The 13721-nt window shown below is 69.6% G+C and carries 15 protein-coding genes; 6 read left to right on the top strand and 9 right to left on the bottom strand.

The annotated features are described in order from the left end of the window. Positions 1-2: 2 nt before the first annotated feature. Genes FG385_RS10500 through FG385_RS10480 form a run of 5 tightly spaced genes read left to right on the top strand, consistent with a single transcriptional unit; the run spans position 3 to position 4373 of the window. Positions 3-989 (top strand): ABC transporter permease, encoded by a 987-nt coding sequence (locus tag FG385_RS10500; RefSeq protein WP_139096474.1) that lies wholly within the window; start codon positions 3-5, stop codon positions 987-989. After that, positions 986-1786, top strand: coding sequence for an SDR family NAD(P)-dependent oxidoreductase (locus FG385_RS10495; protein WP_139096473.1), 801 nt, complete (start codon positions 986-988; stop codon positions 1784-1786). Before FG385_RS10500 ends, FG385_RS10495 begins: the two co-directional genes overlap by 4 nt. Before the next feature lie 3 nt (positions 1787-1789). After that, complete coding sequence (locus FG385_RS10490; RefSeq protein WP_139096472.1) at positions 1790-2254, top strand: Rieske (2Fe-2S) protein; 465 nt, start codon at positions 1790-1792, stop codon at positions 2252-2254. After that, a complete protein-coding gene (locus tag FG385_RS10485; protein ID WP_139096471.1) occupies positions 2251-3324 on the top strand; it encodes an amidohydrolase family protein in 1074 nt (357 codons plus the stop codon). Before FG385_RS10490 ends, FG385_RS10485 begins: the two co-directional genes overlap by 4 nt. Then, positions 3321-4373, top strand: a complete 1053-nt coding sequence (locus FG385_RS10480) for an amidohydrolase family protein (protein WP_139096470.1) — start codon at positions 3321-3323, stop codon at positions 4371-4373. The genes FG385_RS10485 and FG385_RS10480 overlap by 4 nt, the downstream gene beginning before the upstream one ends. 88 nt (positions 4374-4461) lie before the next feature. On the opposite strand, the gene FG385_RS10475 is transcribed toward FG385_RS10480, so the two are convergent. The 9 genes from FG385_RS10475 to pabB form a co-directional block, all read right to left on the bottom strand. After that, positions 4462-6036: an AMP-binding protein gene (locus FG385_RS10475; protein ID WP_139096469.1), complete on the bottom strand. Its 1575-nt coding sequence runs from the start codon at positions 6034-6036 to the stop codon at positions 4462-4464. Beyond that, positions 6036-6734, bottom strand: a complete 699-nt coding sequence (locus FG385_RS10470; protein WP_139096468.1) for an alpha/beta fold hydrolase — start codon at positions 6732-6734, stop codon at positions 6036-6038. The genes FG385_RS10475 and FG385_RS10470 overlap by 1 nt, the downstream gene beginning before the upstream one ends. Further along, entirely contained in the window at positions 6731-7582 is an 852-nt protein-coding gene (locus FG385_RS10465; RefSeq protein ID WP_139096467.1) for a class III extradiol dioxygenase subunit beta, read from the bottom strand. Before FG385_RS10465 ends, FG385_RS10470 begins: the two co-directional genes overlap by 4 nt. Next, positions 7575-7919 (bottom strand): protocatechuate 3,4-dioxygenase, encoded by a 345-nt coding sequence (locus FG385_RS10460; RefSeq protein ID WP_139096466.1) that lies wholly within the window; start codon positions 7917-7919, stop codon positions 7575-7577. Before FG385_RS10460 ends, FG385_RS10465 begins: the two co-directional genes overlap by 8 nt. Positions 7920-7942: 23 nt before the next feature. Next, positions 7943-8767: a bifunctional 5,10-methylenetetrahydrofolate dehydrogenase/5,10-methenyltetrahydrofolate cyclohydrolase gene (locus tag FG385_RS10455; RefSeq protein WP_139096465.1), complete on the bottom strand. Its 825-nt coding sequence runs from the start codon at positions 8765-8767 to the stop codon at positions 7943-7945. Next, a complete protein-coding gene (gene purU, locus FG385_RS10450; protein ID WP_139096464.1) occupies positions 8767-9624 on the bottom strand; it encodes a formyltetrahydrofolate deformylase in 858 nt (285 codons plus the stop codon). Before purU ends, FG385_RS10455 begins: the two co-directional genes overlap by 1 nt. A gap of 1 nt (position 9625) precedes the next feature. Further along, positions 9626-10504, bottom strand: a complete 879-nt coding sequence (locus FG385_RS10445; protein WP_139096463.1) for a methylenetetrahydrofolate reductase — start codon at positions 10502-10504, stop codon at positions 9626-9628. Positions 10505-10536: 32 nt separating this feature from the next. Continuing rightward, the gene (locus FG385_RS10440; protein ID WP_139096462.1) at positions 10537-11880 is read right to left on the bottom strand and encodes an aminomethyltransferase family protein; all 1344 of its coding nucleotides are present in this window, start codon (positions 11878-11880) and stop codon (positions 10537-10539) included. Positions 11881-12000: 120 nt separating this feature from the next. Beyond that, a complete protein-coding gene (gene pabB, locus FG385_RS10435; RefSeq protein WP_139096461.1) occupies positions 12001-13131 on the bottom strand; it encodes an aminodeoxychorismate synthase component I in 1131 nt (376 codons plus the stop codon). 194 nt (positions 13132-13325) lie between these two features. Between pabB and FG385_RS10430 the strand changes: the two genes are divergently transcribed. After that, on the top strand, positions 13326-13721 hold a 396-nt coding region (locus FG385_RS10430), incomplete at its 3' end, for a PIG-L deacetylase family protein (RefSeq protein ID WP_139096460.1).

The following is a 13721-nucleotide window of genomic DNA, read 5'->3' as shown; positions in this document are numbered from 1 at the left end:
CTATGCCAGCTACCGAAACCGAGACGCGGCCGAAGCAACGCCACGGTACCGACTTCGCCGTCCTGGCCGAGCGTTCGGCGCTGCCGGCCGCCTGGATCGCGCTGATCGTCGTGTACGGGGTGCTCACCCCGGACCTGTTCCTCACCTGGGACAACGCCGCCAACATCCTCGGCTCGCAGGCCGTGCTGTTCGTACTCGCGATCTCCGCGCTGATGCCGTCGATGACCGGCGACTTCGACCTCTCGCTCGGCGGGATCATGGGCCTGACGGCGATGGTCGTCGGGGTGCTCAACACGAAGCACGGCGTCGGCATCGTGCCGGCCTGCCTGATCGGACTCGTGGTCGCGGTCGCCGCCGGATACCTCAACGGCCTCTTCGTCGTGCGCGGCGACACCAACGCCCTGATCGTGACGCTCGGGATGGGGACGGTGTTCACCGGGCTCATCTACTTCCTGTCCGGTTCGAACACGATCGTCGGCATCGACCAGCACCTGTCACGGTGGACGTTCACCACGAAGCTCGCCGGTATCCCGCTCGAGTTCTACTACGGGCTCATCATCATGCTGGTGGTCTGGTACGTCGCGTCGTTCACCCCGCTCGGGCTCCGGTCGCTGTTCGTCGGGCAGTCGCGGGACGTGGCGCGGCTGAGCGGGATCCGGGTCTCGCGCATCCGCTGGGGCGGGTTCGTGCTGGGCGGGTTCGTCGCCGGGATCGCGGGCATCCTCTTCCTCGGCACGACCGGGTCCGCCGACCCGACCGCGAGCGGGCCGTACCTGCTGCCGGCCTACGCGGCGGTGTTCCTCGGCGCGACGAGCATCAAACCGGGCCGGTTCAACGCGCTCGGCACCGGGATCGCGGTGTACTTCCTGGCCACCGGCGTCAACGGCCTGCAGTTGCTGGGCGCGGACAACTACGTGCAGCAACTGTTCTACGGTGCCGCGCTGGTGATCGCCGTCGTGCTCTCGCGGCAGCTGGGCAGGCGCCGGTGAGCATCGCGGACGAAGTCTTCGACGTGACCGGCACGGTCGTGCTCGTCACCGGTGCCGGTTCGGGCCTGGGGCGTTCGATCGCCGAGACCCTCGCCGGCTGCGGGGCGACGGTAATCGCCGCCGACCGCGACGAAGCACGCCTGAAGCAACTGCATGACGTCGACGCCCTGCCCCTCGACGTCTCGGACGCCGCGGCGGTCGAGGACGCGGTCAGCGATGTGGTGCGGCGCCACGGGCGGCTCGACACGGTGTTCGCCAACGCCGGGATCGCCCGCGGCGCCGGGCTCACCCAGCCCGCGGGCTCGGTGGACGCGTTCGAACTCGACGACTGGCACGCCCTGCTGGAGGTCAACCTGCACGGGGTCGCGCACACCGTGCGGGCGGCAGCGCGGCCGATGAAACGGCAGCGTTCGGGCAGCATCGTGGTGACCGCCTCGACCGCGGGCCTGCGCGCCGACCCGTTCGTCTCCTACTCGTATGTGGTGGCGAAGGCCGGGGTGGTCAACCTCGTCCGGCAGGCCGCGCTGGACCTGGCCAGGTGGCGGATCCGGGTCAACGCCATCGCGCCGGGGCCGTTCAAGACGAACATCGGCGGCGGCGAGCCGAACGCGGAAGCGGAGGCCCGGTGGGGGGCGAGCGTCGCGCTGGGCCGCATGGGTGATCCTCGCGAGCTGCGGGGTCTCGCCCTGCTTTTCGCGTCCGGAGCATCGAGTTTCGTCACCGGGAGTGTTTACGCTGTGGATGGTGGAGCGCTCCTGCAGAGCATGGCGCTGGACCCGGCGCCGGAAGGAACGTGATCAATGCGGATAGTGGTGGCCCCGGTTTCCGAGTTCGCGCCGGGTGACCGGCGGATCGTCCAGGTCGGGAAGCGCTCCATCGGAGTGTTCCGGATCGGTGAGAAGTTCTACGCGCTCAACAACTACTGCCCGCATCAGGGCGGTCCGCTGTGCCTGGGGCGCACGGCGCCGACGGCGAGCTCCACCGGTCCCGGCGACTACGCGGTGAACGAGGATCTGTTCCTGGCGTGCCCGTGGCACGGCTGGGAATACGACGTCACCACCGGCCAGTCCTATCTCGGCCCCGGGGAGGCCCCGGTCCGCAGTTACGGCGTGAGCGTGGCGCACGGTGAGGAACTCGGCGACGGCGTGCGGTTCCCGGACCGGGTGCCCGGTCCGTATGTCGCGGAGACCTATGACGTACGGGTGGAAGACGACTACGTGGTGGTCGATACGGCCGCCAGGGGAGAAAGGCAGGTGTCCCGGTGACCACCACCGAACCGAAGCAGCGCACCGCGCTCGTCGACGCCGACATCCACCCCACCATCCCGGCGGGCAGGCTCGCCGGGAAGCTGCCCGAGCCGTGGCGCACCCGGTTCACGATGTTCGGCACCCGCATCGCGCCGCCGCCGGCGATGTACCCGCGCGTGCGCAACGGCGGGATGCGGCTGGACTCCTTCCCCGCCAACGGGATTCCGGGCAGTGACCTGACGATGCTGCGCGAGCAGGTGCTCGATCTCTACGGCGTCGGCTACGGCGTGCTGATTCCCTTGCAGGCCCACAGTTATGGCGCGGAGGCGCCCGACTACGGCGCCGCGCTGTGCCACGCGCTCAACGAGTGCCTGCTGGAGGACTTCCTCGAGCCCGAACCGCGGCTGGTGAGCTGTCTCTGCGTGCCGCACGAGTCTCCGGACCTGGCGATCGCGGAAATCGAACGTTACGCCGGGGACCCGCGGTTCGTGCAGGTGCTGTTCCCCGGTGGCGCGGAAACCTTCCTGGGGCACCAGAAGTACCTGCCGATCTACCGCGCGGCGGCGGAGGCGGGGCTGCCCGTCGCGATCCACCTCGGCGGGATAGAGCATCACCGCGGCGACGGCTGGCCGTCGTTCTACCTGGAGCACCATGCGTGGTTCGGGAACGTGATGGCGATGGTCGCGGCGAACCTGATCTGCGAAGGCGTATTCGAGGACGTACCGGAGCTGCAGATCGTGCTCGTCGAGGGCGGGATAGCGTGGTCGGCCCCGCTGATGTGGAGCCTCGACGCGGCGTGGCCCCGGTTGCGTGCCGACGTGCCGAAGCTCCGGCGCAGGCCCTCGGAGTACTTCCGGGAGCATTTCTGGTTCTCGACGCAGCCGATCGAGGAGCCGCCGGAGTCCAGGCACCTGCCGATGGCGTTGCGGCACACCGGGATGACCGATCGGATCATGTTCGCCTCGGACTACCCGCACTGGGACTTCGACTCCCCCGCCACCGCGCTGCGGGACCTGCCGAAGGACCTGCGCGAGGAGATCATGGACCACAACGCCTACCGGCTGTACCACCGACTGGAGCGCCCGTGACCCAGCACATCGACACCGACGTCCACTGCGCGCCCGCGAGTATCCAGACGCTGTTCCCGTATCTCGACGGGTACTGGCGGTCCTATGTGGAGGATGCGCAGCTGCGGCTTTCGCCGTCGGCCGGCAACGCCTACCCGCCGGGGGCGCCGACGTCCGCGACCCCGGCCGCGCGCGAGGCGGGCGCGTTCCCGCCGGACAACGTCGAACTGCTGCGCGAGCAGGTCCTCGACCGCGAAGGGCTCGACTGGGCGCTGCTGAACTGCACGACCTCGTTCGACATCAGCCGCAACCCGTACTACGAGATCGCCCTGACCCGCGCGATCAACGACTGGATCCGCACGGAGTGGCTCGACGCCGACGAACGGCTGCGCGCCAGTATGGTCGTGCCGACGCTGGACGTCGGCGCGGCGGTCGCCGAGATCGACCGGCTCGGCCCGGACAAGCGGTTCGCGCAGGTGCTGCTGCCGGTGCGGGGCCAGGACGCGCGGTATGGCAACGTGCGTTTCCGCCCGCTGCTGGCTGCGGCGGCGCGGCACGGGCTCGTCGTCGGGCTGCACGCGTGGGGCCGTATCTCCAGTTCGCCGACGGCGACCGGGTTCACGCACACGTATCTCGAGGACTACGTGAGCAACGGGCAGATCGTGCAGGCGCATGTGGTGAGCCTGATCGCCGAAGGTGTCTTCAGCGAGATCCCGGACCTGCGGATCTGCCTGTCGGAGTGCGGTTTCTCGTGGCTGCCGGCGCTGTTGTGGCGGTTCGACAAGGAATGGCGCTCGGTCTGGCGCGAGGTGCCGTGGGTGAAGGAGGCGCCGGAGAAGTACCTGTACCGGCATTTCCGCTCGACGACGGAGCCGGCGCAACTGCCCGAGTCCGCGGAGGAGGTGTCACAGCTGGTGGAGATGATGCGGGCGCCGGAGTTCCTCATGCACGCGAGCGACTACCCGCACGACCACGGCGACGGCGCGGCGCGCCTGCTCGCCGCCCTCCCCGGCGAAGCCCGCCACTCCGTCCTGCACGGCACCGCCGCCTCCTTCTACCGCTCTCGCTAACCCCCCGACGACCGCCCCCGCGCGAGATCTACATCCAAGACGCCGATCTCGCCGTCTCCAATGTAGATCTCGGCGGGGATGGGTGGGGTTAGGGGTGGGCGGTGGTGAGGATTTGCCTGGCCCAGGAGACTTCCAGTTTGCCGGTGGGGGTGCGGCGCAGTTCGGGTAGCAGCACCAGGGTTCGCGGCACCTTGTAGCCGGCCAGGCTCCGCCGCGTCCAGTCCCGCAGCTCCTGCTCAGTGACCCCGCCGGGGGTGGCCACCACGGCGGCGACCTGCTCGCCCCACTTCTCGTCCCGCACGCCAAGCACGACACAGTCGGTCACGGCCGGATGCGCCAGCAGCACTTCCTCGACCTCCGGCGGGTGCACCTTCTCCCCGCCGGTGTTGATCACGCCCGAACCGCGCCCGAGGAACCGCAGCGAACCGTCCGCCGCCACCTCCGCCACGTCGCCGGGAATCGCGTACCGGACCCCGTCGATGGTCCGGAACGTCGCCGAGGTCTTGGCCGTGTCCTTGTAATAGCCGAGCGGGATCGGCCCACAGTACGCGAGCACGCCGGTCTGCCCGCTGCCCGGCACGACCTCCTTGCCCTCCGCCGTAACGACTTTCGTCGCGGGCACCGGGAAGAACCGCGACGGCAGATCGTCCACGGAGGACGTGATGGCGAACGCGAACGGGCCGCCTTCGGTCGAGGCGATCGCGTCGGTGATCGTGACCTGGGCGCGCTCGTGTAGCACCCGCTTGAGGTCGTCGCCGAACGTCGTACCCGAACTGATCACCGCCCGCAGCGAGCTCAGATCGTACGGGCGCCCGGTCAGCAGCTCGTCCACGAGCGGGCGGCAGACCGCGGTACCCGCCACCAGGAGCGCCCCGACCCGTTGCGCGGCAACGGTTTCCCACACGTGCCGTGGATCGAGCCCGCCACGCCGCGCGGTCACGATCCGCCCGCCGACCAGCAGCCCGCCCAGCGAGTTGAACAGGCCCGTGCCGTGCATGAGCGGCACGACCGGCATCATCACCGGCGCCCGCCCCTCCCGCCGGGCGGAGACCGCGATCGCGACCGCCTCGTCGAGGTTCTCCGGCGGCGACTGGACGCCGAGCGGCCGGTACACGGCGACGAAGACCGAGTGCAGCAGATCGCCCAGCCGCCAGATGACACCCTTGGGTTTCCCGGTCGTGCCCCCGGTGTACATGAACAGCCGATCGGAGCCCGGGCGCGGCTCGGCGGGCCGGGGTTCGTGCGCACGCAGGAATTCGTCGTACCGCTCGTCCACCCGGACCGCCAGCCGCAGCGTGGGCACGTGCTGCTCCGCGTCCGCGACGTTCGCCGCCAGTTCGTCGCTGAACACGAGCGCCGCCGCGTCCGCGTCGCGCAGCAGCGAGAACAGCTCCTCCTGGGTGTAGCGGTAGTTGGCGTTCACCGGCACCGCGCCGAGTTTGAACGCCGCGAACACCGTCTCCAGATAGGCGGCTCCGTTGTAGAGGTAACAGGCCACCTTGTCGCCCGGCCCGACCCCCGCTTCGGCCAGCGCGGCGGCCAGCCGCGCGGACCGGTCGTCGAACTCGGCGTACGTGTGGTCCCGCCCGGGTTCGGAGATCACGACCTCGTCCGGGAGGCTGCGCGCGACCGCCTCCCAGATCGTGCCGAACGACGCGTCCATCAGACCTCCATCAGCATGTCCGCCAGTTCCTTGGGTGCGGTGACCATCGCCTCATGTCCGGTGTGGACGGTCCGCACCGGCCAGCCGCGCGCGGAGGCCCGTTCCGCGTGCGGGGAGAACACGCGCATCCAGTCGGTGCACTCGACGAACGCCGCGGGCACGCGATCGGCAGCACCGGTCAGCCGCAACGGTTCGGTGTAGGTGAGCCACGGATGCGGGGTCAGGCGCGCGGTCAGCCAGTCCACATCGGACCCTTCGGTCACGCCGAGCACGTGCAGCGAGCGCACCGGGATGAGCCAGCCGAACCCGGGCCCCTCGACCGACTCGCGGTAGTGCCCGGCCACCTTCGCCGGCAGCAGGCCGATCGCCGCTTCGCCGTCGTCCCCGACGAACGCGTCGAGATACACCCGCCGCGACAGCCGCTCCGGGATCCGGTCCGCGACCCCGGTGACGACCTGCCCGGCGTAGCTGTGCCCGACCAGCACCACGTCGTCGGCGTCGAAAGCCTCGATGAGCGCCACCACGTCCTGCACGTGCGTGCTCAGCCCGACCGACGGGTTCAGCAGATGTGCGCGGTCGCTCACCCCGGTCAGCGTCGGGGCATGCACCTCGTGCCCGGCGGCACGCAGCAGCGGCACGACCCGCTGCCACGCCCAGCCACCGTGCCAGGCCCCGTGCAGCAGAACGAAAGTGCTCATGCCTGCCCGCCGTTCTCGAACAGCGCCAGTGCCGCCGCGGTATTGGACGCCGGCACGTGGTAGGTCTCGTGGATCCGCGTGATCTCCGGGTTCAGCGCGCCCCGCATGACGAGCCACATGATCAGCTCGATCCCTTCGGTGCCCGCCTCGCGAATGTAGTCCTCGCGGGTCAGCGTGGCGAGCTTTTCGGGCTCGTGCTCGATCGCCGTCAGGAACATCCGGTCGAACTCGGCGTTGATGAGCCCCGCGCGGCCGCCGGCGAGCTGATGGGACATGCCGCCGGTGCCGAACACGGCGACTTTGAGATCCCCGGGGTAGGACCGGATCGCCCGCCCGATCGCCTCACCGAGGCGGTAGCAGCGCGAAGCGGTCGGCTGCGGATGCTGGATCACGTTGACCAGCACCGGGACCACCGCGCACGGCCACGCGTCGCCGGGCTCCGGGCAGTACACCGAAAGCGGGACGGTGAGCCCGTGGTCCACGTCGAGCTCGTGGAAGGTGGCGATGTCGAACTCGTCGTCCACCAGTTCGCGGACCAGGTGCGCGCTCAGTTCCGGCGCACCCACCACCGGTGGCACGGGGCGGCGGCCCCAGCCCTCGTCGGCCACGCCGTAGTGCGGCGCGGTGCCGATCGCGAAGGTCGGCACGAGATCGAGATCGACGGCGTTCGCGTGGTCGTTGTACACGATCACCGCGACGTCGGGCGTGTGCTCCGCCATCCACTCGCGCGCGGGCGCGTACCCGTCGAAAAGCGGCTTCCAGTACGGGTCCCCGGTCTTGTGGTTGTCCATCGCCGCACCGATGGAGGGCACGTGCGAAGTCGCGAGGCCCCAGATGACCTCAGCCAAACCGCCGCCCTCCGGCGCGCAGCTCGGCCGTGAACTCCTCGGCCGTCATACCGGTGAACACACCGCCGAGGTACTGGATCGACTTCCGGTCCAGCGTGGCGAGTTTGAAGGTGTAGAAGATGGACGCGCCGAGGTCCAGCATGCCGGTCCAGTCCCGTTCCAGCACGGCCTTCTTCTGCGCGGGGGTGAGCCCGTAGGCGTCGCAGTAGGCCGCCTCGTCCTCGCTGAACTTCGCGCGGTTGCCGGCGTGCTTGAGCGAACCGCACATCCGGTTGAGCGCGAGCCCGCGTCTGTTCTCTTCCAGCCCCAGCACGTAGTTGTCCTGTGCTTGAGTCATAGCCTGAGCCATCCGCCTCTTTCTCATTTTTTCTGCCGTGCCGCCCGCGCGGTCTGCGCGAGCAGGACGGCGATGGTCATGGGACCGACGCCGCCGGGCACGGGGGTGATGAACGAGGCGCGTTCCGCGGCGGCTTCGTACTCGACGTCGCCGGTGTTGTCCGCGTAGCCGGCGTCGATGACGACAGCGCCGCGTTTGATCCAGTTCCCGCGGATGAGCGCGGGCCGGCCCACCGCGGCGACCAGGATGTCGGCCTCGGCGACGCGTGCGGGCAGATCGGTGGTGCGCGAGTGGCAGTAGGTGACGGTCGCGTCGCGCGCGAGCAGCAGCAAGCCGGCCGGTTTGCCGAGGATCGGGCTGCGGCCCACGACGACCGCGTGCTTGCCGGACAAGGGAATCTCATAGGCGTCGAGCAGTGCCATGATGCCGCCCGGGGTGGCCGAGGCGAACCCGCCCTCGTCGAAGGCCATCATCGCGAACGAGGTCCGCGTGACGCCGTCGACGTCCTTCTCCGGCGCGATCGCCTCGAACGCGGCACGCTCGTCGATCTGGTGCGGCACCGGGTGTTGCAGCAGGATCCCGTCGACCGACGGATCGTCCGACAACTCCCGGATCCGCGCCACCAGCTCCGCGGTCGTGGTCTGTCCGGGCAGTTCGATCCGCCGCGACTCCATGCCGACCTTCGCGCAGCGGCCGGCCTTCATCCGGACATACGTGCGCGAGGCCGGATCGTCCCCGACCAGGACGGTCGCGAGCACCGGTTTGCGCCCCAGGTCGGCGACGTCCTTCGTCACCAGGTCGAGGATCTTCGCCGAGACGGCCCGGCCGTCGAGAATCTCCGCGGCCACTAGAACACCACTGTCGTGTTGCCGTCGCGGATGACGCGGTCGTCGAGGTGCCACGCGACCGCGCGCGAGAGCACGAGCCGCTCGACGTCGGCGCCCTTGCGCTGCAACTCGCGCGCGGACTCCCGGTGCGACACCCGGATCACGTCCTGCTCGATGATCGGGCCCTCGTCGAGGTCCTCGGTCACGTAGTGCGCCGTGGCGCCGACCAGCTTGACGCCGCGTTCCTTCGCCCGCTGGTACGGGCCCGCGCCCATGAACGCCGGCAGGAACGAATGGTGGATGTTGATCACCGGTACGCCGACATCGTCGAGGAACTCCCCCGACACGATCTGCATGTACCGGGCCAGCACGACCAGATCGACGTTGCCCTTGAGCAGGTTGAGATGTTCCTTCTCCGCGATCGCCTTCTTGTCCTTCTCCACCGGGACGTGGAAGAACGGGATGCCGAACTGCCGGACGTCGTCGCCGAGGTCCGGATGGTTGGAGATGACCATCGGGATGCTCATGTGCAGTTCGCCGCGGCGCTGCCGCCACAACAGGTCCAGCAGGCAGTGGTCCGCTTTGGACACCAAGATGGCGACCCGCTTGTGCCGCTTGACTTCCACGAGCCGGTAGCTGAGGCCGAACTCGTCCGTGAGCTTCTGTTCGAGTGCGTGATCGAGCTCGGCCAGCCGCGTGGACAGATCGGGCAGGTGGAAGACCGTGCGCTGGAAGAACCGCCCGCCCGAAGGGTCGCTCGAGGTCTGGTCCAATGCGACGATGTTCGCGCCCTGCTCGGCCAGCACGGTCGACACGCTCGAGACGATGCCCGGCCGGTCGGCGCCTTGCACGATCAGGCGACCGTAGTCCTCGTTCATATCAATCCTTTTCGGACACGGCGGCCAGCATCTCCTGGCGCCACTGCTCGGTTCCGCGAAGCTCGTTGAAGGTGAAGATGTGCAGCCCGCTGATGTTGTTCCTGGTCTTCGGCGCCGCGATGGCGAGCCGCCGGGCGAACTTCGACGGGCGGTAGCCGCCGGGCAGCAGGAACCGCCACAGCATGCTCTGCTGCTTCTGCAGGAACCGCGCCGACTGCCCGAGCCCGATCCCGGCCGAGATCCGCATCAGCTTCTGGCGGTTCACCGGCCCCGGCATCCCCACGAACACCGGCAGGTCCACCCCCGCGCTCGCGATCCCGGCCGCCCACGACGCGGTTTTCGCGGCGTCGAAACAGATCTGCGTGAGCACGCGTGTCGCCAGCGGCGCCTTCTGCTTGAGCGCCAGGTCGATCGCCTCCTGCGGGATCTTCCCGTGGCCCTCGGGATAGCCCCCGACGCCGACCTGGCGGAACGGATGCCCCGCTGCCTCCATCTCCTGCAGCAGCGAGTACGCGTCGGTGAACTTTCCGGCCGGTTCCGGCGCGTCGCCACCGATGACGAACACCGACGTGAACCCGCCTTCGCTCAGCCGCGCCACCACATCGGCGACGTGCTTCTCGTCGACGAACTGGCGGGCCGGCAGGTGTGGCGAGACCTGGTAGCCGTGCCCGAGCAGGCGTTCGGACAGGCTCAGTGTCGTCTCGATCCCCTTCGCCTCGGTGACCGTGACGGTGAGCGGCACCGTCTTGGGCACGAAGGCGAGCACGTCCTCCTCGGTCTTCTTGAACGGCATCACCTCGTAGCTCATGGTGCGCACGAGTTCGGCGAGTTTCGCGCGCCGGCGCGAGTTGCCGGCGGCCTCCCGGCGGGGGTTCGTCATTTCCAGCATCCCGTCTGCGTGGGGAAAGGGGTTCAGGGCTTGCGGTAGGACTCGTGGGCGGCGAAGGGCACGGGCGCGACCGTCGCGCGGATCCGCACCTGCCGGTGGGGTTCGATCGCGGGCTTCGCCGAATTCGGCTCCTCGCCCCAGACCACCGTGACCTGGCTGCCCGGTTCGCTCACCGCCTTGTCGACGACCGCGAGGGACACGAAGGCGTGGGCGTTCGTGAGGTAGCCGACGTCGGTCGAGACACCGGCGAGCCGGTCACCGGCCAGCACCTTGTCCGCCTGGTAGAAGGCGTATCGCGCCTTCGGCAGGTCGATGTACTTCGCCGGGAGCCCCGGCTCGCACAGCGCCCGGACCGCGGCGGCGACGTCCTCCGCGTGCCAGACGAGCGTGACCTTTTCGCGGCTCGGCTCCATTCGCTGCAGTGCCGCACGCCCGGTGAACTCGTGGTCGAACCTGACCGTCTTGCCGTAGCCGAGTTCGTAGGGCGTGAAGTAGTAGTCGGTGATATCGGCCGGGTCGAAGCTGCCGCCGAGCGAACCGAGCGCGCCGGCCGGGAGCCATTCCCGGTACCCGCGCTCGGCGGGCCCGAACACGGCGGGCACCACGGCGGGGATCCAGCCCGATTCGAGGTTCGCCGTCGAGTAGGCTTTGGCTCCGGCGCGGACGAGACCGAACCGTTCACCTGCCTCCAGGATACCCCGCAGGACCTTCTCCCCTTCGGCCCACGGACCGAACAGCTCGAACCCGGGCTGGGCCGCCATCCCGTGACGCAGCGCACGCACCCGGTGCCCGGCGATGGTGAATTCGATGGTGTGGAAGAACTTCACGCCGGGCAGCGGTTCGCCGGTCAGCTCCTCGACGAGGGCCTTCGCGTTCGGCCCCTGCAGTTCGTAGCGGTAGACCTTCGGCGGGCCCGATGCCCGCTCCGCGGAGTTGTCGTCCCGCTCCAGCGTGACGTCGTAGCCGCCGGTCTCGGCCTGGTACTGCAGCCAGTCCAGGACGGTCGGGTGACCGACGAGGTCGAAGTTCCCGCCGGAAAGATGGAAGAGGATCGCGTCGCCGATGAAGTAGCCCTCGGCGTTCACCGCGACGTACTGCTTCGCCTTGCCCGGGCCGAAGTCCGCGAAGCTGTTCACTCCGTACGCGGTCAGCAGCTTCAGCGCGTCCGGACCGGACAGGTACAGGTCGGTCATATGGTGCGACTGGTCGAGCAGGGCGCAGGAGGTGCGCCACGCTTGCTGCTCGGATCGCCAGTTCGTGAACTCCGGCGCCACCGGGAAGGTGTGCGGCCGCACCGCCGAGTTCCGCAGCAGCGCGACCGCGGATCCGGCGCGGCCGATGGCGGCCTCGAGACTCTCGGCACCCATGACTAGGCATTACCTCCTCTACGCGGGATACCCCGCCAGCCCAGTACAGCCGAGGAGGCGGCTCGTTTCGTCCGGCATCGGAACGGAATTGACCGCGACAAATGACCAACACCCGTGCTGTCAGACCCGTGCGGTGAGCACCGCGGCCTTCGCCTCCAGCTCGGCGTATTCGGCGTCCGCGCGGGAGCTCCAGGTGATCCCGCCGCCGGTGCCGTAGGTGGCGATGCCCGTGTCGCGGTCGATCGCCTGGGTGCGGATCGCGACGCTGAACCGCGCGCCGGCGGGCCCGGCCACCCCGATCGCTCCGCAGTAGACGCCGCGCGGGGAGTCCTCCAGCTCGCGGATAAGCCGCATCGTGCGGGGTTTGGGCGCGCCGGTGACCGAACCGCACGGGAACAGTGCCCGGAAGATCTCCACGAGATCGGTGCGGGGCCGGAGCTTCGCGGTCACCTCGGAGGTGAGCTGGTGCACGGTCTCGTACCGTTCGGGCCGGCACAGTGAGGTGACCGTCACACTGCCCGTGACGGCCAGCCGCGCGACGTCGTTGCGCACGAGGTCGACGATCATGATGTTCTCGGCGCGTTCCTTGGCACTCGCCCGCAGCCGGGCGACGAGCCGCTCGTCTTCCGCCGGGGTACGTCCCCGGCGGGTCGTGCCCTTCATCGGCCGCATGGTGATCCGGTCGCCTTCGGTGGCGAAGAACAGTTCGGGGCTGGCGCTCGCGATCACGTACCGGCCGAGGTCCAGGTAGGCGTTGTACGAGCCGCCCTGCCCGAGTGCGAGGTCCGCGTAAAGCTGGGACAGGTCGCCCTCGGCCGCCGCGGTCATCCTCGTGGTCAGGTTGCACTGGTAGGTCTCGCCCTCGGCGATACGCCGCCGGACCTCGCCGACCTGGCGCGCGTGCCGGGCCGCGTCCCACTCGTACCGCCACCGCCCGACGCGATAGTCGCGCGCATCGGGAGGTTTGAGCACCGGGACCGGTTCGGGCCCCGCGCTCACGCCGAACCACGCAAGCGGCAGCCCTGGCGCCGGTTCGCGCGTAACGAGCGAAGGATCGAGGCCCGGCGCTGCCTCGTAGGAGACGAACCCGAACGCCCACCAGCCCTTCCTGGTGGCGTGCTCGACCTCGGCGAGCACCTGCGGCACCTGCTCGGGCCGCGTAGCCACCAGGTCGTAGGCGAGGTCGGCGAAGCCCAGCGCGGTGCCGGCGCGAAGATCGTCGAACCGCGCGGAAACGGCCGCCCGTCTCATCGCCGCGCCACCTGGCAGGTCCGGAGTGGACAGTTCATGCCCTGCACCCTAGAACGTTCCCCGGCCTGCGGAAACGGCCTGATGACGGTTCCCGGGACGACCGGCGGGTGCGCGCGTGACCGAGTCGAATGTCGTATGCCAGACCAGTCGCGGGAAGGTCGTGCTACGGCGCCCGCCGCTCTTAGGGTGCTGTTATGGGTTCGTTGCTGGTGGTCAGTGCGCATGCAGGTGATTTCGTGTGGCGTGCGGCGGGGGCGATCGCGCTGGCCACCGCTCGCGGGGACCGGGCGAAGGTGTTGTGCCTGACCTATGGGGAGCGGGGTGAGTCGGCCAAGGCGTGGCGGGCCGGGCACAGCCTGGAGCAGATCAAGGCGATCCGGCGCGAGGAGGCCACCAACGCGGCCGGGGCGCTCGGGGCGGAGATCGAGTTCCTCGACGCCGGGGACTATCCGCTGCTCGAGACACCGCAGCTGGTGGACCGGATCGTGCACGTCTACCGGGAGGTCAACCCCGCCGTCGTGCTCACCCACCCGCTGGCCGACCCCTACAACGGGGATCATCCGGCGGCGGCGCGGATGGCGTTGCAGGCC

Origin of the sequence: Amycolatopsis alkalitolerans, from assembly GCF_006152065.1 — a bacterium.
In the GTDB taxonomy this organism is placed as follows: Bacteria; Actinomycetota; Actinomycetes; order Mycobacteriales; family Pseudonocardiaceae; genus Amycolatopsis_E; species Amycolatopsis_E alkalitolerans.
The sequence above is the reverse complement of the archived record's forward strand: the minus strand, read 5'-3'. Positions and strand labels throughout refer to the sequence as shown.